This is a genomic window from Asticcacaulis aquihabitans (assembly GCF_032490435.1).
GTDB lineage: Bacteria > Pseudomonadota > Alphaproteobacteria > Caulobacterales > Caulobacteraceae > Asticcacaulis.
Genome location: NZ_JAVGWM010000004.1, coordinates 674,618 through 696,044 on the forward strand (window position 1 = coordinate 674,618; position 21,427 = coordinate 696,044).

Sequence of the window (21,427 nt, forward strand, 5' to 3'; positions counted from 1 at the left end):
GCAGCCTTCAGCGTGCGCGGCCTCCGAGCACCCTTAATGTTTTTCCAGATCGCGCAGATCCAGCCCGCGCGTTTCGGTGCCATAGCGGATGAAGAGACCGAGCGTCAGTAGGATCGGCACGATGATCATTCCGGCGGCGATACCGAGCGGCGGTACCAGGGCGGTGATGCTCAGGGTTTGCGCCAAGACGCCGCCGCCCTTGGTGCAGGCGGCGACCCAACCCGTCGCTCGCCCGCGGATTTTCAGCGGATAGCTTTCCGAGGCATAGGGCAGGAGAATCGCCAGAATGCCGTTGGAGCCGATGATCAGCAGGGCAATGGGCAGGACCGGGCTGCCGCCGACATTACTTTCCAGCAGCAGCACCCAGATCAGCCCGGCCAGTGTGATCGTCACCATGGTGGTAAAGGCCCATTTGGTGCTCCACTGGCTGTAGATCCACGTGCAGACGAAAACGGTCGGGAAGGCGATCAGCGCTGATTCGGCCAGCAGTTTCGATGACACCGCCATCGAATAGCCCTTGGCGACCAGGTCGTTGGGCAGCCACAGCAGCAGGCCGAAATTGATCAGGCCCCAGGCCTGGGCCGCTATGGTCAGGGCGGCCGTCTTGCCAATCAGGCCCGGCGTCCACAGTTTCGGTTCGCGGCCATCATGACGCGCATGGTGATGGGCGAACGTATCGTCCGTGTCCTCTTCGTTTTCGGCCAGCTTGTGACTGACCGTCCCGAAGCGCGCCATGATCCGCTGGGCCTCGTCATTGCGTCCGCGCGACAGCAGGAATTTGGCCGATTCAGGAATGAGGCCACCCATCAGGATAAGGATCAGGCCGGTCGGCAGGTTTATCAGCCACAATATGCGCCAGCTAAAGGTCGGGACGAGCAGGTAGGAAAAGCCGGATGCGGCGAAATAGCCGCCGACGGCGCCGAGTCCGCCGACAAGGACCAGTGCCCAGCCGCGATGGCGCGATGGCATGGTTTCAGCCAGCAGGGCGTAGGTGACGGGCAGCATGCCCCCCGCCCCGGCCCCCATCAGGAAGCACATGATTTCGTTCCACAACAAGCTGGGCATAGCGCCACAGATCGAGGTGCCGACAAACACCACGGCCGACAGCAGGATCGAGGCCTTGCGGCCGTAGATGTCGGCGATAATGCCCCACAGGATCGAGCCGCAGACCGTGCCGATCAGGGCGAAGAAGGGCACCAACGAGGCCTGGGCCTTGGTCACGCCGTATTCCTTGATCAGTCCCGGCATGACAAAGCCGAGGCTGGCCGGTTTCATGACATCGATAATGAGGGCGACAACGAGCACGACCATCAGCAAGGCGTGGGCGGGACCGAGTTTCGCGTCCTCTGGCGCGGCGACGGCGATGCGGGTGGCGGACCTGACCTGCTCACCCACCCCCTTTGGCAGCAGGCCGTAGGCAGAGATGAATATGCCGGCGACGATCAGGAACATCCCAAACAGCATGCCGTTGTCCATTGGCATGCCGGCGAGAGCAAAGCCCATATCCTTGCCCATCCAGAACATCGGCAGGTGCAGCAGGACGCCGATGGTGACGCATATGCAGCCCAGCCCAAAAGCCCAAACTCCGCGCCTGTCCAGAAATACCTTCGCGTCCATGTTCGCTCCCCATCTCTCCGTCTAGGGATACGCCAAAAATAACAAAAATAAAGCTTTAAATTCAGATAGTTGCCTTGTTGCGGTATTATTGGCACGTAGCGATGTTTCTACCTGTCAGGATTTCAGGCGCGCTGTCAGCGCAGTCGTCAGAAAGTCGGCGACCCGACGGATGCGGGCATTGCTGCGCACCTCTTCGTGCATGACCAGCCAGACGGGCAGGGCTGGCAGCCGCATGCCGAGATCGAGCCGTTCCAGTTGCGGGCGTTCCCCGGCCAGTAGGTCCTGCGCGAAGCCTATGCCGGCGCCGGCCAGCAGGAGATGCCAGCACACCATCTGATCGTCGGTTCGGACCGGGAATTGGTTTCGGGTCACCGCGAAGCCGTGGGCGGCATAGCCTTTGATGATATCGTCGGCGCGATCGAAACCTATGACATCATGCGTCAAAAGATCGGTCAGCACCTGTGGTCGGCCGCGGTGGTTCAGATAGTCGGTAGCGGCATATAGCCCGAGCGAGGTGTCGCCCAGCTTGCGTGCAATCAACGCGTTCTGGGTCGGATCGAACATACGCAAGGCAATATCGGCATCCCGGCGCAACAGATTTTGCGCGGCATCGGACGCGACCATCTCAATCTGTATCAGCGGTTCCGCTTGGCGCAGGTCCGCGATAATTGGCGGCAGGATAAGATTGGACACAACGACCGAGGCCGTGATGCGCACCGTGCCGCGCAGGGTTTCCCCCTTACCCTGCGCTTTCAGGGCCAAAGCCTCGGCCGCCTGTCCCATCAGGCGGGCATCATCGACCAGGGCGAGGGCCGCTTCGGTGGGCTCAAGCCCCTTGACCGAGCGACGAAATAGGGGTGTGCCGACGACCGACTCCAACTCGCGGACATGTCGGCTCAGGGTCGGCTGCGTCGTGCCTATGGCGGTGGCAGCGGCCGATAGCGACCCATGATCGACCGTGGCGAGGAAGGAACGTAGCAATGTCCAGTCCAACAGGCAACCTCCATCTATTCAAATATGAATACTTAGAATCAAAATTACGGCAATTTATATGCGTAATCAATTGGAATAAGGTCGTCTCGTCAATAAATGGAGATGGCAAGATGAAAACGGTTCTGGTTCTGGGCGCCAATGGCGGCGTCGGCAAGGCAGTGACGAAGGCCTTTCTCGGTGCCGGGTGGCGGGTCCTTGGCCTGGTGCGCGCGGGTAAGGCGGTGGCCGATGGGATCGTCCCTGTATATGCCGATCTGTTCGATGCGGCGGCGGTCGCCCGTGAGGCGGGTCATGTCGATCTGGTCTTCAACGGTCTCAACGTGCCGTATCCGGTGTGGGACACTCAGGCCCTGCCGACCTACACGGCGGCGGCCGATATCTGCGAAGCGTTGAATGCCCGCCAGATCTACCCCGGCAGCGTTTATAATTTTGGCAGCCGCATGCCGCGCGCCCTGACACCCCAGACGCCCTTCGCGCCCGATACCCTGAAAGGCCGTATTCGCGTCTCTATCGAAGACCTGTTCCGGCGGCGCGCCGAAACGGGCCGTTTGCGCACCATCCTGGTCCGGGCCGGCGATTTCTTTGGTGCCGGGGCGTCGCAAAGCTGGATGAACGCGTTGGTGGCCAAAGACCTGGGGCAGGGCAAGATCGTTACCCCGGGAAAGAAAGAGACGCTGCATGCCTGGGCGTACTTGCCCGACCTGGCGGCAGTCGTGGTGCGGCTGGCCGAAATCGAAGCCTCGCTCGGCGCCTATGAGGTCTTTCATTTCGAGAACCACAACGCCTCGGCCAACGACCTCGCCGAGGCGGCGGGGCTGGCCCTGGGGCGCAAGGTCACGGTTAAGCACATGCCGCGGTTCATGTTCTCGCTTATCGCCCTGTTCAGCCCGTTCATGAAGGCGGCCCTGGAAATGCTTTACCTGTGGGACGTGCCGCATGGTTTGGTGGATTGCGGGGAGAGGGCGCAGAAAAGCCTCGCCCAGCTTATCGGCCCGGTGCCGCGCACCCCCCTCGACCAAGCGATGAAGACCTTGCTGTGATTTTTTACCGCGTGTGATTTGAATTGTCAGATCAGGCGTCTATATAGGCGGCATGACCTCCCGGATTTCGCAACTGACCTACGCCATCGGCGACATCCATGGCTATGACGACCTGTTCGAAGCCATGCTTGATCGTATCCGTGCGGACGCCAAAGCATTGGGTGAACGTCCGCGCATCGTCCTGCTTGGGGATTATGTCGATCGCGGGCCATCGTCCCGACAGGTGTTGGAGCGGGTCCGGCTTTTGCAGTCGGCGGAGTGGTGCGACTTGATCGCCCTCATGGGCAATCACGAAGACGCTTTGCTGCGCTTTCTCGAAGAGCCGGAGTTTGGTGAAACCTGGCGTGACTGGGGCGGGGCGGCCACGCTCGACTCCTATGGCGTCGCCATGCCCTTTATGGCTGGGTCGGAGGATATCTGGTCGCAGGTTAGCCGCGACTTTGCCGCCGCCTTCGATCCGGCACATCTGGCCATGTTGCAGCAAATGCCGACATCGTTTCAGGCGGATGACTATCTGTTCGTTCACGCCGGCGTGGACCCGGACCGGCCCTTGGCCGGGCAGGACAGCGAAATCTTCATGTATATTCGCGGACGGTTCCTGCGGGCAGAACAGTCGTGCGAATATGTCGTGGTCCATGGGCATTCGCCGCACCGTGAGCCCGTCAATGCCCGTTGGCGCATCGGCATCGATACCGGCGTCTACTATACCGGCGTCCTGACGGCGATGCGGTTGCACGGCGAGTCGCGAAACCTGCTCCAGGTCAGCCGAAACATGGACCATATCACCCGGCCGCCACCCGTCTTTTTCTGAGCCATGTTGAAAGGCGGGATGTGGGTCCCGCCTTTTTTGTCACCATCTATTGGACCGGGCTTAGCCTTCGCCAGCCAGGGCCGTGTCGAGGGTCTTGCCGTCACTGGCCCACAACTGACCGATGTGCAGGGCAACCGGATCGGGGAAGATATAGGTGTGTCCCGCGGCAATGCCCTTGACGATTTCGCTGGCGCAATGTTCCGGAGAGGTCTTGTCCATCGGAATATCCTTGGCCAGGTCGGTGTCGATCGGCCCCGGATATATGCCGAGTACCTGTATTCCCGACCCCTTCAATGTGGCGCGCAGGGTTTGCGTCAGGGATTGCAACGCCGCCTTCGACGCCGAATACCCGGCCAATCCGGGGGCGGAGGTCAGGCCGACCACGCTGATGACGTTGGCGATCGTTCCCGACCCGCGGGCTGTGAAGGCCGGTGTAAAGGCGCGGATGATGCGTAAGGTGCCGTAATAGTTGACATTCATATCACCGGCGATCAGCTCGACCGGGCTTTCGATGAAGTTGGCGAACACGGCCGTGCCGGCATTGTTCAGCAGAATGTCGGTGTCGGCGGCGGCCTTTACGGCGGCATCGACCGATGCCTGATCGGTTATGTCGAGTTGCAGCGGCACGACACGCGCATCGCCGAAATCGGGCAGGGTGTCTATGCGGCGCGCGCCGGCATAGATCTTCTTTACATCGGTTTTCAGCAGTTCACGGACGGTCGCGGCACCGATACCGCGATTGGCGCCGGAAACGAGAACGGTTTGATTGGCATAGGACATGGTGTGGCTCCTTGATAGCCGTCGATAGTGGCGGCGCGTTCGTGTAAACAGATCGGTTTACATCGCCGTAGGTAAACAGATCGGTTTACATTGTCAAGCGCCTGTGCTAGGAATTTTTCCGATTTAAGACATTCGATACGATGCGATGAGGGACATTATGGCTGACACGCGCACCGCGCCGAACAAGCGGCAGGACATCATCGATCAGGCCTATCGGCGTTTCTATGACGGCGGCTTCCATGCGACGGGCATCGACACGGTCATGGCCGATACCGGCATTTCGAAGCGCACGCTTTACAAGTACTTTCCCAGCAAGGAAGACCTGATCGAAGCCGTGCTCGATCAATATAGCTGCGATACGGAAACGCAGCTTTTCGCGCCGGCTACGGCGCTCAGCGACGATCCGCGCCGCCAGATAGAGGCGGTATTCGACGTGCGCCGCGACCTAATGGCGCAAAAGGATTATCAGGGCTGCCTGGCCATGAAGGCCGGCCAGGAATATATCGGTAAACACGAAGGCATTGCCGCACGCGGCAAGGGTGCCTCTCTATACGTGGAAAACAAGTTCATCGACCTGTGCCGGAAGGCGGGCGTCAAGCATCCGGAAGAGACGGGGCGCCAGATCAACCTGTTGTTCCAGGGCACGGCGCTCACAGCCCAGATGCAGCGTGATCTCACCGTGTTCGATGTGGCCAAAAAGGCCTTGCATATCCTGCTTGCGGACGCCTGATGGTTTCGACACAATAGGCCGATGTCTGCACACTGGCTAACCGAAGACCGCCCTGAACGCACCTTGCCAGTCGCGGCCCTCCTGATCACCGCCGCCGGCATGCTGGATGCCTTTACCTATGTTGGTTATGGCGGTGTATTCGCCAATGCCATGACTGGCAACATCGTCATACTGACCGTCCATCTTGCCAAGGGTGAGCTGGGCGAAGTCCTCCCTTTCTTCGCGCCGGTCATCGCCTATGTTCTGGGTGTCGGCGTCGCGCATCTGTTGAAGCGCAATGAAAGCGGCTGGTTCAAGGCTACGGCGCGGGCGGCCCTGTCCGCCGAAATTGCTTTTCTTGTTGTTGTAGCCTTTCTACCGCGCTCCGTTCCGGACATGCTGGTCGTTGCCGGGATCGCCTTTGTCGCGGCCCTTCAGGCGACAGCGTTCACGCGTATCGCCGAATTTGCCTACACCTCGGTGACCACTAGCTCCAATCTGCGCCGCTTTGCTGAAAGTGCGATTTCCGCTCTGGTCTTTAAGGAGGGACGCAGGGCCGCCAGGGAAGCCATGTTCTTTGCGATCCTTGTTGTCTGCTTCATTGGTGGGGCGTTGATTGGGGCAGCTGCGACCGAAAAATGGGGGCATGGCGCTGTCTGGTTGCCCATCGGATGCCTGACCCTGGCATTAGCGCTGTGCCTGCCATGGAATCTGAGCCTGCGCGGCATTTTTGGACGGGACGAATAACGCGTCCGGACGGCGAATTTCCTTCACAAGCCGGTAGTCTGCGCCTAAGCTTGGGGCAGAATCCGGAGCCGTCATGCAATTGCCGAACGCTCAACTGGGCGATGTCATCCTGGGAAAAGTCGTAAAGCGTCCGGTATTGCGCGGCGTTGCCATGATCAAGCGCTACCTGCAAGGGTCCGAGGTCTGGTTCATTGTCCTGGCATCGGGCGTCGGGTTGGTGTCCGGGATCATGGCGGCGCTGCTTGGGCATTTCGCCCATGCGCTTCAAGCCCTGCTGTACGGATTTTCGCCTGATCTGCGTCTTAGCGCCCTGCCGAAAATCGAGCCCTGGCATCTGGTCGCCCTGCCGATCGGCGGTGCGGTGCTGGGCGCCGTCCGAATAATCTTTCCGCGCAGAACCCGCGCGCCTATCGATGTGGTCGAAGCCAATGCCCTCTATGGCGGCCGCATCCCCTTGCGTGACAGCCTGATGGTGTCCTTCCAGACCTTCCTTTCGAATGGGTTCGGCGCCTCCGTCGGGCTTGAGGCGGCCTATGCCCAGTTAGGCGGCGGCTTTGCCTCGAAGGTCGGTCAGTGGCTGGACCTTAAACGGCAATCGCTGCGTACCCTGGTCGGCGCGGGGGCTGGGTCCGCCATCGGCGCGGCGTTCGGCGCGCCCCTGGCCGGCAGCTTCTACGCCTTTGAGCTGGTGCTGGGCGGCTATACGCCGGCGACCCTGGCGCCTGTCGCGGCAGCGTCGCTGATGGCAGTGCTTGCGGCGCAACTGATGAACATCGAGCCGTTCGTCATCGCATCGACGGCTGGACAGACGATCGAGATTGCCGGCTACCTTCTTTACGCTCTTCTGGGGGCGATCTGCGCGGGCGTCGGTATCGGAATCATCCGTCTGGTGGCCAGCGTCGAGGCGATCGTGCGCAAACTCCCGGTTGGCGATGTCTGGCGGCCGCTTCTCGGCGGTTTCTTCCTCATACCGGTGGCGTGGGCCGCCCCGCAGGCTCTGAGTTCCGGTCATGGCGCCATGCACCTCTACATGGCCCAGCAGGCTCTGGTTGTTACCCTTTTGATCGTATTCGCGCTCAAGCTCTGCGCTTCGGTCATATCCCTGGCCTTCGGCTTTCGCGGCGGTTTGTTCTTCGCGTCGCTGTTCCTGGGCTCATTGCTCGGTTCGGTTTTCGCCCAGATCGTCAACCAGGTCTATCCGCCTGCCAATCTGGACATTCTCAACGCGTCCCTGGTCGGCATGGCGGCGCTCGCCGTTGCGGTTGTCGGCGGACCGATGACCATGTCGCTCATGGTGCTCGAAGTCACCCACGACTTCAACCTGACCGCTGCCGTCGTCATGGCGGCCCTGTGTTCCAGCGCGATTATCCGCGAACGGTTCGGCTATTCCTTTTCGACCTGGCGTTTGCACCTGCGTGGCGAAACCGTGCGCAATGCCCGCGATATCGGCTGGGTCAAATCCCTGACCGCCGCCAATCTGATGCGTAAGACCCATACCATCCTCAACGAGAATATCAGCATCGCTGCCCTGCGCGAACAGGTACCCCTGGGCGCGACGTCCCGTGTGCTCCTGGTTGGGAATGACGGTGAATATCGGGGCATAGTGCCGACGGCCGAGGCATGGATCGAGACTCAGGATATGGTGACACCGCTCAGCGCCCTGGCCCGTCAAAGCGAGGTCTATGTCCGCCCGGATATGGATATTTCCGCCATCATGCGGGTGTTTGAACATTTCGGTGTCGACGACCTGGCCGTGGTCGATGAAAATCACAAGCTTCTGGGCCTATTGACGGAAAAATACGTCAACAGGCGCTACGTCGAAGAACTGGAACGGTCTCAGCGGGAATTTTTCGGCGAGATGTAGCTTTACGCCGCCATGACCTGCAACGGTGCAGACCGGGTCAGGTCCACCGGCCGGTTACGTAGCCAATCCTCCCATTGTTCGGGATGCAGGACCACCGGTTCGCGGTCGTGGATAGCGCGCATGTCGTCGCCGGCGTCCCGGGTAATAATGGCGAAGCTCCATATGTCACCTTCGGCCAGGCTGGCGCAATCCCATACGCCGGCGAAGGCCAGGGGCTGGTTATCGCCGCGGGCGATGCGCCACTTTTCCCGCGCGGTTTTGGGGCCGGACCATTCATAGAAACAATGCGCGGGCACCAATGCGTGACGGTAAAGCCACGGACCCTTGAAAGCCGGCTTTTGCGCGATGGTGTCGAGGCGGGCGTTGAAGGTGGTGCCTTTCCAATCCTTCAGCGCCCCCCTGTACCAGTGCGGAATGAGACCGAACCGGGCGGGAATAATTTCCAACTCCCAGGTTTCAGGATTCTGGACCACGATGGGCGCGCCGACCGTCGGCGCGATGCGGGCGGTTTCGCTGCTGTCCATGTCATCGGGGAGGGCGGTCATTCCCAGCGTATTCTTAAGGAAGCTGAGATAGAGCAGGGCTTCGAAATGGCCGCACATGGCATGTCCTTTACTCTGAACCGGGAGGTCAGAGGCTGATATGGCCGTTCGTTAAGCCGACGACAACCGCCGTAACCCGATTAACGGCATTCAATTTGCGGAATACCGCGCGCATGTGCGTATCCACCGTATTGCGGCTAATGCTCAAAATCAGTCCGATTTCGTCATCCGTCTTGCCGGCGGCGACCCAGGTCAGGATCTCGCGCTCCTTCGGTGACAAGTGGGGCTGGGGTCGGTCCGGACGGCCGTTCATCCGTTTTAATACGGCATAGAACTGGTGACACAGGGCATTCAGCATATCCAGATGCGGGCGTGTAGCGTCGCGGCGGTTCAATGATGCCAATCCCACACCCGCTATGGCTGAGGCGGCGCCGCGAATGGGGATGCCTACCCCGTTATTCAGGCCGGCCTCTTCGGCCAGACGCATGAAACGGGTCTGCTTTGCGGTGTAGGTCGTGGTTTGTTCCAGGCTTTGCCAGGTAAACGGCCTATCGCGTATGAGGCCGGCGCGCATGACGGGATCATAGACGGCGCAGTCGTTTTCGACGTAGTATTTCACCCAATCTTCCGGATAGGAATGAAAAACGCCATGTCCACTCATTTCGGGCGGCAATTCGGCGTCATGGCGAACGATAAATACGACCCGTTCATAGCCGTACTGAGCCAAACCTTTGCGCAGAAACCCGAACAGCTCATCTCCATTACGAGCGTGGGCCGTATCAGTGACAAAATCCTCGAAGAGGTAACGGTTGACCGAATCGAACATGCGCTGACGTAAACAGGGTTGATCTGTCTGTTAGCATGTTACCGTTCGTCGGTCCTCGCATTTCGGATATTTAGGGATCAAAATGCGCGAATTGTCCGCACGTCGGGTCTCCCTCCCGAACGTGCGAACAATCCGTGCCCCCCGTGCCCCCCGGCACATGCCCTGAACAGATCAAATTCAGGACAGGTAGCAATCATTAGTGCATGACTGTTTTTGCGCTGTGGTAATTCTGGTGTATCCGAGCGCCGAGCGCGGCGTGACGGGAGTCGCAGTAGCGCGCCAGAAAGCTATCGAAGACGTCGCTGAGGCCCTCTGCCAGAAGCTGGTCGCCGGTTTCCGCAGCAATCCCGCGCAAGGCATCAAGCCGGCTCAGAACCTCCATCACGGCGTCATCATGACTGCGCGGCGCGATTGGATTGTCTGATTGTGCCTTGATTTTATCGGTCATATGCACCTCTGCCAGCCTTCACACACTGGCGCCAACCAAGCATATCGAAAGAAAACGCGCCATCACGAGAATTCGTGACCCCCCATCCGCAAGATGTGGAAAAGCGCTTTCGATGGCGTGTCAGGGACGGATAACGCCTTCCGCGATGCCGCGCACTACGGCCGTCACGCGGCTATGGGCGCCCAGTCGGGCGAAAATTTGCCGCATATGGGTATCCACGGTGTTGCGGCTGATACACAGGATGTCGGCGATTTCCTGGTCGGTCTTCCCGGCAGCGACCCAACTCAGGATTTCGGCCTGTTTCGGCGTTATGCCTTGGGATTGGGAGAGGGCTTGGGACGGCGACTGGGATGGGAGAGCATGCGCATTCAAGCGCTTGTAGCTAAGGTAAAACTGGGCCGTCACCGCAGCGATCAAGTCCGGATTGGCGTAGGTGGCGTCGCGCCGCTCCGTTGAGGCAAGGCCAAGACTGGCCAGCAGTCCGCTGCGTCCCCACATTGGGGTCGATATGCCGTTGTGAAGTCCGCCAGACCGCGCCACGTCATAGAGTCGGGTCTGAACCGGTTTGTAATCCGATTGTCTTTCGTGTGCTTCCCAGTCCAGGCTGGTCGTGCGGGTGCGAAGGGCAAGCATGATCGGGTCATACCGATCACATTCATTTTCTTTGTAATAGGTACGCAGGTCTTCCGGGAAGTTGTGCAGGACCCCGCGGCCATGCACGCGTTGCGGCAGGTCCGGATCGTCTATGACCCACAGGCTGATACGGTCGTAGCCATGCTGAGCTACGGCGCGTTTCAGAAGCGCGAACAACTCGTCATCCGCCGTCGCGCGGTGGGTGTCGGTGACGAAATCTTCGAACTGATAGCGGTGGACGGCATCGAACATTGGTATACTCACGTTACGCTTGTGTACCACGAAGCCCGTCTGGGCGCTAGCTCAGCCGGTAAAGGACGGCGCCGTGCGACGGAACCGTGGCAGATACACGACCATTGGCGATGCCCAGGTTTTGGCGGGCCCATAGGTCGCGCACACGTGCCGATGCCCGGCCTATACGCTTGAGGTCGAAGCCAATTTCAGTGGGAGCCGGTGCGTCAGAGGTATTGAACATGGCTAGATAATGATCGCCGTTATCCGCCTGCGCAGTCCAGAAGCGGCACCCGTCAGCCAGGAAATGCGGCTGGGTGCTGTGGCTGTTCTGATTAACCGCCAACACTTCGTCATTGGTCAGCAGATTGAGCGTGGCGTCATCGAGGTGGCGCAGGTCGCCGCCCATGATCAGCGGTGACCGGGCAACGGACCACAGAGTCATAAGTGTTTTCTGTTCTGCGGGCGTGAACTTGCTGTCGCGTTGCCCCATAGCCAGCCGGCCGAGCGGCAGCATGTCCGCGTCCGGCCACGATCCGGGCGCGCGGTGGTCGTTCCAGTTTTCCAGCCGCGTAAATTGGCTCAGGAGCAGGGGCCACTCGTCCCAGAAATCGTCGCTGATCCGCCACATCTGCGCATATTTACGGACATGGTCGGCGCGCGGTACCGGTGTCTCCCCAGGTGACAGGCTCAGCATTATCGGCCGTCCGGTCTTGACGATGGCGGCATGGGCGGCTTCGATTTCCGGCGCGTTTGCGTCGTAAGGGCGGCTCATATCGTCCATTTTGACGAAATCGACGCCCCATGACGCGTAGAGGGCGAACACGCTGTCATAATAGGCCTGAGCGCCGGGTTTTGTCATGTCGACGCCGTACATGTCCGGATTCCAGGTGCAGGTCCTGCCTGTATCGGCGATGTCGCGCGCGTGGACGTTCGTGCCCAATATCGGCAGGTTGCGTTCGACCGCGAGGCGCGGAATTCCACGCATGAGATGGATGCCGAATTTCAGGCCCAGGGCATGAACCTGTGCGGCGATTTGAGTAAAGCCACCTTTGGCCGCCGAAGGAAACCGGTTGGGCGCTGGCAGCAGGCGGCCGTGATCGTCCATGACAGGGACGGGCTTTTCGGCGTAACCGTATCCCGTGGCGCCGGGTTCATACCATTGGATGTCGATGGTGAAGATGTTGTAGCCGTGCGGCAGCAGCTTTTCAGCCATGATATGGGCTGTTTCGAGCGCTTGCTCTTCGGTGATTGTGGTGGCGAAACTGTTCCAGCTGTTCCAGCCCATCGGTGGCGTGGCTGCCAGCAACGGCGCCTTTGGTCTCATTTTCTTCGGTGCGGCGGCTGCTGCCGTCGCCAGCGGTAAGGCGGACAAACCGGCCAGCAGGCCACGGCGGTCGGGCGTAAATGTCATAATGTCCTCCTGCAATAATTGTCTGAGGAATAACATGGCGGCGGCTGAAATCCAGAGTAAAATGACCTTATGAAACTTTTACCCAGACCTACCGGATCGGCATAATAACCTTACGGGCAGGCGCGTAGAGTATAGAGGGGAGGGCATAAAGTGACGTTTTTCAATGTATTGGCAGCATGCCAGGTGCATTGCATAGACATCCATTATCGCCGACTTGGCGGGAAGGAGACATCATGCCAACTACTGGACCTTCACAAGTCACCAAGGACAAGGGCGCCGCCAAGATTCGCAAGGGCGCTGCATCGCAAATCAAGCGCGACAATAATCGCGACAAAGATCGAAACGCGGCAACGCATCAGGAGAGTCGCGATACCTATGAACGCGAACATTTCCACGCTCAAACACCCCCTGATATCGAGCGGTCGCGGGAAGATGCGCGCGACGGCAAAGGTCAAGACGATCCCGAAACTGCCAAAGGGGGTGACCGCCAATATATCCACTCGGACACGTCGCACCACAATGACGACAGCCACTCGTTTCAGCGGTTCGAGTCGAGCGGCGGCAATCGTGAAGGAGGCGGCCGACACTATGCCCGCTACGGTCACAATGCCAATAGACGTCCGGACGACTATGCCGAACAAGATGTGGCGGACAATTCCGCCTATGGCGACAGCTATCGCACTGACCGCAATACTCCCCCCACGCACGGCGAGGTCGAGCAGCAGAAAGCGCGGGCGAACGCCCAGCGCGGCGATCGTTATGACGGACATGGCCGCTACGATAATCGGGATTATAATGACCGCCAAAATGGTTGGCAGGCGAATGGTCGAGCAGATAACCGCGACGACAACCGCTATAACAACGATTGGCAGGCGCGCGACTGGCGGGAAACGGCTCAAGCAAATGGCCACCCTTGGCGGCCAAACGACGATTGGCGCAATGAGCAGCGTAACGGCAGTGAGCTTGACCGAGACCGCGGAACCTTTGGCAATTCGCGTTTTCGCGACGATGACTACGGGTATCGCAGTTCCAGCCAGGAAAGCCGCGGCTACGGTCGGTATGACGATGGCGATCGTAACGAGACTCGCGAGCCGCCTCGCCATCCGCGCGGATATACAGCGGAATCCGAGACGGATTACACCGACCGCAATCCATCGCGGGACCGCGACCACCGCTGACAGCATGTGCGTCGAAGATATAAAGGAGCACAGGGGTCTCATATGCCTCGCCCAGCAATGCTGCGGCGAGGCATATGCTGACGGAGAGCAGGTTCGGAAACCATAACGGCGGTTGGGGTACGGCTATCGGATAGGGTAGCCGCATGGTCGCCGGAGGCGTCAATTGCTCGACCCCAATTGTTTTAGGCCAAAGCTTTGGTTAGATCCGAGCCTAGAGAACTGCGGCGATGCCTGTTAGATAGACAAGTGTGAATGCGCCAAACGCGACCAGCCCTATCGCGGCCAGTACCACGACGATTATGTTTTCTGCGGTCCGGGCGCTTCTCCGGTGGAGAGGCGTGTGATCATGAGCGGTATTCAAACTTGACATCGAGTGTCCCTTTCACAGGCGCTGTTTACATATGCTGACCATACCATTTGAGACGTAATGGTGCGGTTGCACGCGACGCTCTTTTACGTAAGGTCTGCATAAGGCGGGGTTTGCGTATCGCAAGGCCGCCGAAGGCAGATTGACAAAATCGGCGAAGAGGCGAAACGTCCTCGGCAACGGATCATCAAGGGAGCGCCGCCATGGCCAAGGTCACGGGTTTATCGGGGAACGAAATCTATTGCATGGCGCTGAAAGGCTATACGGCCGGTGAATTGGTTGTCGGCAACAGCGTCAATTCCATGGGTTTTTTGGGGTCGCTTGGCGCGGGGCTGAACAATATCCTGGGGGGTGAGATTCCTCAGGTGACCGCTGCCATTCAGGACGGTCGGATGCACGCCTTCGCCCGGATGGCCAAGGAGGCCCAAAACCACGGCGCCTCAGGCGTCGCCGGTGTCTCCGGTGATCTGCGCGCTTTTTCCGGCAACACAGAATTCCTCTTCGTCGGCTCGTGCGTCTTCGCCAAAACGGGCGGTGGTCCATTCTTCACGACGGCCGGAAACGCCCAGGAACTGTATTGCCACATGGACGCCGGCTACACCCCGATCCAACATGTCTTTGGCAATATTGCCTATTCGATGGGTATAGGCGGCAGCTTTATTGGCGCGCTCAAGCAAATTGGTCGTGGCGAGATTTCGGAATATTCGGACGTTTTTAACAAGACGCGGCATAAGGCGCTGGATCGCATCGTTTCCGCCGCCAAAGCCGATGGTGCCAACGCCGTGCTTGGTATACGCACCACCATCCTGCCCTGGATGGGGACTCATGAAATGGTCATGACCGGTACGGCGGCCAGCCATCCCCATCTGGACCCCAATCATGTCGTCACGTCTGACCTGACGGGGGAGGAGCTATGGTCGATGGCGTCGCTTGGTTACGCGCCCATGAAGCTTCTGATGTCGACCTCCATCTATTCCCTGGGTCTGGTCGGCGGCATTTTTTCGGCCCTGAAAGCGTTCGCCAAGGGCGAGATCAGCGAACTGACATCACTGGTCCACGATGCTCGCGAACATGCGCTGGATCGCCTCAAGGCCGAGGCCGACTCCATCGGCGCCGAAGAGGTGGTTGGCGTAAAGACCTATATTATTGAAATCGGTCAAGGGCTGATCGAATTCATGGCGATTGGTACGGCGGTGCGCAAGGCATCGGGCATGGCCACGGCCACCCAGATGATGCCGGCCCAGGCCATCGTTCATGACAAGGATACCTGGATGGATTCGGACATGGGCATGTCGCTGATGCGCCCGGCCGACAGCGCGGGCGCCTGACCCTCTTAGACGAAATCGCCACCTGCACGGTGTGCGCGGCGCATTTGCCGCTCGGTCCCCGTCCGGTAGTGCGCGTCGATCCGCGTGCCCGTATCCTGATCGTGGGCCAGGCACCGGGCACCAAGGTCCATGCTTCGGGGACGCCATGGGACGATGCGTCTGGCAAACGGCTGCGCGATTGGCTGGGCGTAACGCCGGAACATTTCTACGATCCGGCGCAATTCGCCATCGTGCCGATGGGCTTTTGCTATCCCGGGCGTGGAACAGGTGGGGACAATCCACCGCGACCGGAATGCGCGCCCTTGTGGCATGATCGTGTACTAGCCGAATTACCGAATATAAGGCTGACCTTGCTGATCGGTACCTATGCCCAGGCGCGTTATCTTGGCGACCGGCGCAAATCCACACTGGGCGATACGGTCCGCGCCTGGCGCGATTATGTAGGTGACGGGTATCTACCCTTGGTGCATCCGTCGCCGCGCAACGGTATATGGCTGCGCAAGAATCCGTGGTTCGAAGCCGAGGTCGTGCCGTACCTGAGGGCGCACGTGGCGCAAGTGTCAGGTGTGTCAGCAGCCGGCTGACGGTGCAGCGGTTAAACCGTCCTACGGCATTCCCGAAGCTCGGATAGCAGTGTTTCCACCAATCTGGCGGCGGGCATGGGACGAGCCAGCGGTGCGCCCTGACCCGCCCATTGGGCGCCGAAGCCGTATTCATTTTGCGCCTTGGCGGCGGCGTGCAAAGCTTTACCGGCGTCATAGGCAATGGGGTAATCGGGCGCTATCCGGCCGCCAACCGTCTGCGCCAATGCGGTGAATCGGTTGGCAAGCGCCCGCGCAGGCCGTCCTGATATGAGCGTTGTCAGGGTGGTGTGATAGCCGTCTGGTCCGGTGAGGGCCTTTCGGTAGGCTTCATCTGCCGCCGATTCGGAGCAGGCAATGAAGGCGGTGCCAAGTTGCGCCGCGACAGCCCCGAGGTCGAGCGCTGCCGCAATTCCTGCGCCATCCATTATGCCACCTGAGGCAATGACCGGCAGGCGCGTTTCGCGAAGCAGCAGGCGGGTCAATGCAATGGTGCCGAGTGCGTCGTCGGGGGCTGCCGGGTCGAACATACCGCGATGGCCACCGGCTTCGATCCCTTGCGCCACGATGACGTCGACGCCCGCCGCCTCTATGGCGCGAGCTTCGGCCACGCTGGTCGCGGTGGCCAGAAGCACAATGCCCCGCGCACGCAGGGCGGCTATGGCGTCGGCGGAGGGAAGCCCGAAATGGAAGCTTATGACAGGCGGCGCGGTTTCCAGAAGCATGGCCAGCATGTCGGGGTCATTGGCAAAACTCTTGTAAATTGTCCGCAGCGTCTTTGGCGGTTCGGCTCCGAAGGTTGCGAACAGGGGCGTCAACCAGTCCAGCCAGGCGGCCTCTCGCGCCGGATCAGGTGTTGGAGTGTGATGAACGAACAGGTTGACATTGAACGGCCGCTCGGTTCGCGATTTTAGCTCCGCGATCATCAGGCGCGCCCCCTCTGCGTTTGTGGCTCCAACGCTGATCGAGCCCAGGGCGCCCGCGTTCGATACGGCGGCCGCCAACTCAGGCGTGGATACGCCCGCCATCGGTGCCTGAACCAACGGTACAGACAGGCCAAGGCGATCAAGGAAGGAGGTTGAGGAGTGGGGCGGTGTATTTCGGGACATATTCAGGGCCTGTCTCAGGTGAGGCCGCCTCACTGGCAACCCAAGGCTTTGGCTCTAAATAGGTGACACTTGTGCTTGGTGCCACTGGGCAGACCCGGAATTCGCGATATTGCGCCTACGCGGCTGGACTGGCGGGGAGTGCCGGCGCGTGCGGCCATTAAAGCGTCGTATTTGACACGAAACTGTCATGGCTTGCGGCCTATATGGCCACGTTCCTCCCTGGAATTCTGTTTAACTCCATACCTTTGTGCCGTCGTCCTCGGGATGACGGCATTTTTTTGAGTTAGAAGAACTCGTCTAGCATCAGGTGAAACGCCAGATGGCGCTGATTGGCTCCGGCAAGTCCGCTTTGCCGTGCAGCCGGTAAACTTCACCACGGATTTGCCGCGGTGCCGCGCGTCCATTCATACCCGTCAACTAAGCTCGCAGCGAGGTGGGAGGTCGCTCATTGCAGAGGGATGTTCCGGTTTGTCGTTACCCATTCTATTTTCCGCCTGATCCGTCCGCACATATTGCCTTTTGACGACCGATTTCTGTCGTCAACCCGGCTTTTTCAGAAGCCATGTGTGAATGGATAGGTGCACGTCTTCGCGGTCTTGGGCGTACGGTGGGTTGTGACAGGATTGCAACGGATTGGGCGAAAATTTTACATTTAAAACTTTCACGTTAAATTACGCTGGATCGGACAACGTTGTCATGGTAGCGGTATCCTCAATTGAGTTGAGAGGATGAGGCGCACTTGGTTGCGCACTACAAGCCTCCAGTTGGGAAGTACGCTTACAAGGGGACCCGATCCCAAAAATACATAGAATTCCGGCGGATGCAGGCGCGCTTACGTGCAAGCTGCGTCCGCCGGTAGATAGCTGTAGCTTTAGTGCATCTGCGTCCGCGATCTGCGGGCAGGGCGGTGGAGAGCAGATGAATGTTATAAAAAACCATGTTGGGAGGACTACATGACCAATTCTGTATCGCGTAAACCGGCACGCAAACTGGTGCGTGCGGCGTTCTTGAGCGGCGTATCCACGCTGGCCTTGTGTACGCTGGCGGCGCCAGCCTTTGCCCAGGATACCCCCGCAGCCGCACCGGCCGCTGACGACTCGACCGTCGTTGTTGTCACGGGTCTTCGCGGTTCGCTGCAACGCTCGATGAATATCAAGAAGAACGCGGACGGCGTCGTTGACGGCATTTCGGCCGAAGACGTCGGCAAATATCCGGACACCAACCTTGCCGATTCGCTGCAACGCGTGACCGGCGTGTCGATCAACCGCGTTAACGGTGAAGGCCAACAAATCACGGTTCGTGGCTTCGGCCCCGGCTACAACATGACGACGGTTGACGGCCGCATTATGCCGGCCAGCACCATCGGCGTCATCGGCGGCGGCCAAGGCGCCGACGGCAACCAAGGCAACACCCGCGCCTTCGATTTCAGCAACATCGCATCGGATGGTGTTTCGGCTGTTCAGGTTTACAAGACCGGCCGCGCTGACCTGAATTCCGGCGGCATCGGCGCCACCATCAATGTCGCTACCCTGCAGCCGCTCCTCCATTCGGGCCAGAAAGGCAGCTTCAACATCAAGGCGTTGAGCACGGACAATCCGGGTCTCGGGACGGTTCTCAAGAAAAAGAGCGTCACGCCTGAAATCTCCGGCGCCTATCAGTGGACGAATGACAGCAGCAATTTCGGCGTCGCTCTCTTTGGTTCCTATCAGGAAAAGACAGGTTCAACCCGTTCAGACACGGTCAATTCCTGGAACGTTCAAACCTATGCAAAATGGCTGACGACCGGCCAGGCGCCTGCAGCGGCAAACATCACCAATGCGCCGACCGATCCGAATCAGTTGATCGCCGTGCCGACAGACAGCCGTCTGACCTATGCCGAAAATGAACAGAAGCGGTCCAATCTCGCCGTCACCATGCGCTGGAATCCCACCGAGGATCTGACCATCACGGCCAACAGCTTCTACACACATACGGAGCAACAAGAAGCCCGCTCCGAACTGACCAACTGGTATTCGCGCAGCCCGTACAAGGCGATCACCTTTGACGGTAACCCGATCGTCAGCTCGGCCATTTCGGCCACCGACACGATTCCAACCGGCAAGGACCAGGGTTACGAAAACCAACTGCGTGCCGTGCAATCGACTATCAAGTCGACCGGCGTGAATGTGAAGTGGCATCCGAGCGACAACTGGACCCTGACGGCCGATCTGTCGACGTCTGAATCCAGTTCAGGTGGCAACAACCCGGACGGATCATCTTCGGTAACCGTCAGCTCGGCCCAGACCTACGTCGCCTCCAACACCACCGTGTTTGGCAGCCTGGCGGCACCTGTTCAGCATGTCACGCTCGATCCGAGCAAGTCGGTGACTGGCAAGCAGGACATCGCCTCGCTCGCTTCGGGCTACAGCAACCAGTACTTCTCAAAGCAAACAGACAAGATTCAGCAGGCGAAGTTTGACGCAACCTATTCGGTTGATGACAATAGCAAGTTGAGCTTCGGCCTTGATGCCTACAAGAATGTCAATGAATCGACGTTCAGTGGCTATCAGGCGCAGTTCGGCGATTGGGGCGGCCTTAACCCTGGCGATTTGCAGAAGTATGGCACGTCCGACATCAAGTCTTTCTGCCTGGCTTGCCAGTTCCAGTCGGTTGATCTGGATACCGCCAACGGTACGGCCTACCGTTATAACGCCGTGGACGCCTACGCGGGTCTGAAGGCATATTACGGCAGCGCCGGCTTCGCGAATGTCCTGCCATCAGGTGGTGCCAAGGCGAACACGCCTAAGCTCAACGGCTTCAATCACAACGAAGTTGAAGAACAGGTAACTGCAGCCTATGCGCAATTCTCCATGAAGGGCGAATTCCTGGCCCGTCCCGTGAAGATTTTGGCGGGTGTGCGTTATGAAGACACTCAGGTAACGGTTACCGCCTATCAGAACATCCCCACCGGCCTGCGCTGGGATCAGAAGAATAACTTCTCTGTCATTCAGGGATCGGACGTTCAGCCCTATAGTGTTAAGTCCCACTATAGCAACCTGTTGCCCAGCCTCGACATGTCGATGAATATCACGGACAGTTTTATTGGTCGTATGTCGTTCTCGGTGACGAATGCGCGTCCGCAATACAGCTCGATGTATGCAACGACCGGCGTTAACGCGCCAGGCGATGCAAGCTACAATGGCGGCATTTATACGGCCTCGTCCGGCAACCCGGCTCTGAAGCCTCTGGTCTCTGAAAACTTCGACGTCTCGGCGGAATGGTACTACGGTAAGAACAACTATGTATCGTTGGGCTACTATCGCAAGGCCGTGCAAAACTTCATCGGTAACGGCACGACCACGACCAACCTGTTCGGTATAACCGATCCGGCGTCCGGCAAGGCGGGCACGCGCTCCGGCGCCGCTGCTACCGCGCTTAAGGGACTCGGCGCGGCGACCAACACCAATAATCTGTCTGCCATGACGATCCTGATCGATCAGGCCGGCGGGAATGTGGCGACGGCGATAGCCGAATGGAACGCCAAAACCGCTCCGGACGGCCACGTGTCCCCTGACACGGATGCGCTTTCGGTATATCTGTGGGGTAATCCGAACTGGAAGGTCGCCAGCAACAGCAGTGATCCTCTGGCAACGTTCACCTTGTCGCAACCGATCAATAACCACACCGCCAATATTGATGGTTTCGAATTCGCTGTGCAGCACTTCTTCGGTGACACCGGCTTCGGCGTTGCGGCAAGCGCCACCACGGTCAATGGTGATGTGAGCCTCAACGACGCCGCCGATCCGCTCGGCAGCAACCAGTTCGCGCTGGAAGGTCTCAGCAATACCTACAACATTACAGGTATCTACGAGAAGTACGGCTTCGAAGGCCGTATCGTGTACAACTGGCGCGATAAGTATCTGGCGCAGGCCAATGCCTCGCAAAACGGCGGTCGTTATGTCGCGGCCTACGGCCAGTGGGATGCAACCCTGAACTATGAAATCAGGCCTAACCTCATGCTGACGTTCGAAGCCTTGAACATCAATAAAGGTCATGTCGTGCAATATATCCGCGTGCCGACCGACGTTGTCATGTATCAGGAACTCGATACACGTTACGACGTAGGTCTTCGTTACAAGTTCTAAACCAGAAACGGTTTTATCTTGATGGGAAGGCCGCATAACCATGCGGCCTTCCTTTTTTCTAAAAGCAGCCAGACATGCGAAAAAA

The 21,427-nt window shown here is 59.2% G+C and carries 18 protein-coding genes; 9 read left to right on the forward strand and 9 right to left on the reverse strand.

The genetic code is table 11. The features are described 5' to 3' along the window. Nucleotides 1-33: 33 nt before the first annotated feature. Together RCJ00_RS17460 and RCJ00_RS17465 are read right to left on the reverse strand one after the other, a co-directional pair. Complete coding sequence (locus RCJ00_RS17460; protein WP_316223545.1) at nucleotides 34-1,617, reverse strand: MFS transporter; 1,584 nt, start codon at nucleotides 1,615-1,617, stop codon at nucleotides 34-36. Nucleotides 1,618-1,731: 114 nt separating this feature from the next. After that, a complete protein-coding gene (locus tag RCJ00_RS17465; protein WP_316223546.1) occupies nucleotides 1,732-2,598 on the reverse strand; it encodes a LysR family transcriptional regulator in 867 nt (288 codons plus the stop codon). 122 nt (nucleotides 2,599-2,720) lie between these two features. Between RCJ00_RS17465 and RCJ00_RS17470 the strand changes: the two genes are divergently transcribed. Further along, a complete protein-coding gene (locus RCJ00_RS17470; RefSeq protein ID WP_316223547.1) occupies nucleotides 2,721-3,650 on the forward strand; it encodes an NAD-dependent epimerase/dehydratase family protein in 930 nt (309 codons plus the stop codon). Nucleotides 3,651-3,702: 52 nt separating this feature from the next. Continuing rightward, nucleotides 3,703-4,461 carry a metallophosphoesterase gene (locus RCJ00_RS17475; RefSeq protein ID WP_316223548.1) on the forward strand — a complete coding sequence of 253 codons (759 nt, stop codon included), beginning with the start codon at nucleotides 3,703-3,705 and terminating at the stop codon, nucleotides 4,459-4,461. 60 nt (nucleotides 4,462-4,521) lie between these two features. On the opposite strand, the gene RCJ00_RS17480 is transcribed toward RCJ00_RS17475, so the two are convergent. Further along, nucleotides 4,522-5,241 (reverse strand): SDR family oxidoreductase, encoded by a 720-nt coding sequence (locus tag RCJ00_RS17480; protein ID WP_316223550.1) that lies wholly within the window; start codon nucleotides 5,239-5,241, stop codon nucleotides 4,522-4,524. A gap of 157 nt (nucleotides 5,242-5,398) precedes the next feature. Between RCJ00_RS17480 and RCJ00_RS17485 the strand changes: the two genes are divergently transcribed. The 3 genes from RCJ00_RS17485 to RCJ00_RS17495 all read left to right on the forward strand — a co-directional run bounded on the left by RCJ00_RS17485 (nucleotide 5,399) and on the right by RCJ00_RS17495 (nucleotide 8,561). After that, the gene (locus tag RCJ00_RS17485; protein WP_316223551.1) at nucleotides 5,399-5,971 is read left to right on the forward strand and encodes a TetR/AcrR family transcriptional regulator; all 573 of its coding nucleotides are present in this window, start codon (nucleotides 5,399-5,401) and stop codon (nucleotides 5,969-5,971) included. Between the two features lie 21 nt (nucleotides 5,972-5,992). Beyond that, entirely contained in the window at nucleotides 5,993-6,697 is a 705-nt protein-coding gene (locus tag RCJ00_RS17490; protein ID WP_316223552.1) for a YoaK family protein, read from the forward strand. A 73-nt stretch (nucleotides 6,698-6,770) separates the two neighbouring features. Further along, a complete protein-coding gene (locus RCJ00_RS17495; RefSeq protein WP_316223553.1) occupies nucleotides 6,771-8,561 on the forward strand; it encodes a chloride channel protein in 1,791 nt (596 codons plus the stop codon). 2 nt (nucleotides 8,562-8,563) lie between these two features. Here the strand turns inward: RCJ00_RS17495 and RCJ00_RS17500 are convergent, their stop codons facing one another. From RCJ00_RS17500 to RCJ00_RS17520, 5 genes are all read right to left on the reverse strand, one after another. Beyond that, nucleotides 8,564-9,163, reverse strand: a complete 600-nt coding sequence (locus RCJ00_RS17500; RefSeq protein ID WP_316223554.1) for an SOS response-associated peptidase — start codon at nucleotides 9,161-9,163, stop codon at nucleotides 8,564-8,566. Nucleotides 9,164-9,191: 28 nt separating this feature from the next. Next, nucleotides 9,192-9,929, reverse strand: a complete 738-nt coding sequence (locus RCJ00_RS17505; RefSeq protein WP_316223555.1) for a LuxR family transcriptional regulator — start codon at nucleotides 9,927-9,929, stop codon at nucleotides 9,192-9,194. A gap of 196 nt (nucleotides 9,930-10,125) precedes the next feature. After that, entirely contained in the window at nucleotides 10,126-10,377 is a 252-nt protein-coding gene (locus tag RCJ00_RS17510) for a hypothetical protein (RefSeq protein WP_316223556.1), read from the reverse strand. A gap of 120 nt (nucleotides 10,378-10,497) precedes the next feature. Beyond that, nucleotides 10,498-11,262: a helix-turn-helix transcriptional regulator gene (locus tag RCJ00_RS17515; protein ID WP_316223558.1), complete on the reverse strand. Its 765-nt coding sequence runs from the start codon at nucleotides 11,260-11,262 to the stop codon at nucleotides 10,498-10,500. Nucleotides 11,263-11,308: 46 nt separating this feature from the next. After that, nucleotides 11,309-12,655 (reverse strand): glycoside hydrolase family 27 protein, encoded by a 1,347-nt coding sequence (locus RCJ00_RS17520; protein WP_316223559.1) that lies wholly within the window; start codon nucleotides 12,653-12,655, stop codon nucleotides 11,309-11,311. A 233-nt stretch (nucleotides 12,656-12,888) separates the two neighbouring features. On the opposite strand from RCJ00_RS17520, the gene RCJ00_RS17525 reads away from it, so the two are divergent. The 3 genes from RCJ00_RS17525 to RCJ00_RS17535 all read left to right on the forward strand — a co-directional run bounded on the left by RCJ00_RS17525 (nucleotide 12,889) and on the right by RCJ00_RS17535 (nucleotide 16,112). Beyond that, a complete protein-coding gene (locus RCJ00_RS17525) occupies nucleotides 12,889-13,833 on the forward strand; it encodes a hypothetical protein (RefSeq protein ID WP_316223560.1) in 945 nt (314 codons plus the stop codon). 570 nt (nucleotides 13,834-14,403) lie between these two features. Then, nucleotides 14,404-15,528 carry a heavy metal-binding domain-containing protein gene (locus tag RCJ00_RS17530; protein ID WP_316223562.1) on the forward strand — a complete coding sequence of 375 codons (1,125 nt, stop codon included), beginning with the start codon at nucleotides 14,404-14,406 and terminating at the stop codon, nucleotides 15,526-15,528. 44 nt (nucleotides 15,529-15,572) lie between these two features. Beyond that, nucleotides 15,573-16,112 carry a uracil-DNA glycosylase family protein gene (locus RCJ00_RS17535; protein ID WP_316223563.1) on the forward strand — a complete coding sequence of 180 codons (540 nt, stop codon included), beginning with the start codon at nucleotides 15,573-15,575 and terminating at the stop codon, nucleotides 16,110-16,112. An 11-nt stretch (nucleotides 16,113-16,123) separates the two neighbouring features. On the opposite strand, the gene RCJ00_RS17540 is transcribed toward RCJ00_RS17535, so the two are convergent. Beyond that, a complete protein-coding gene (locus RCJ00_RS17540; protein ID WP_316223564.1) occupies nucleotides 16,124-17,218 on the reverse strand; it encodes an NAD(P)H-dependent flavin oxidoreductase in 1,095 nt (364 codons plus the stop codon). Nucleotides 17,219-18,171: 953 nt separating this feature from the next. On the opposite strand from RCJ00_RS17540, the gene RCJ00_RS17545 reads away from it, so the two are divergent. After that, the gene (locus RCJ00_RS17545; protein ID WP_316223565.1) at nucleotides 18,172-21,342 is read left to right on the forward strand and encodes a TonB-dependent receptor; all 3,171 of its coding nucleotides are present in this window, start codon (nucleotides 18,172-18,174) and stop codon (nucleotides 21,340-21,342) included. Nucleotides 21,343-21,427 lie beyond the last annotated feature (85 nt).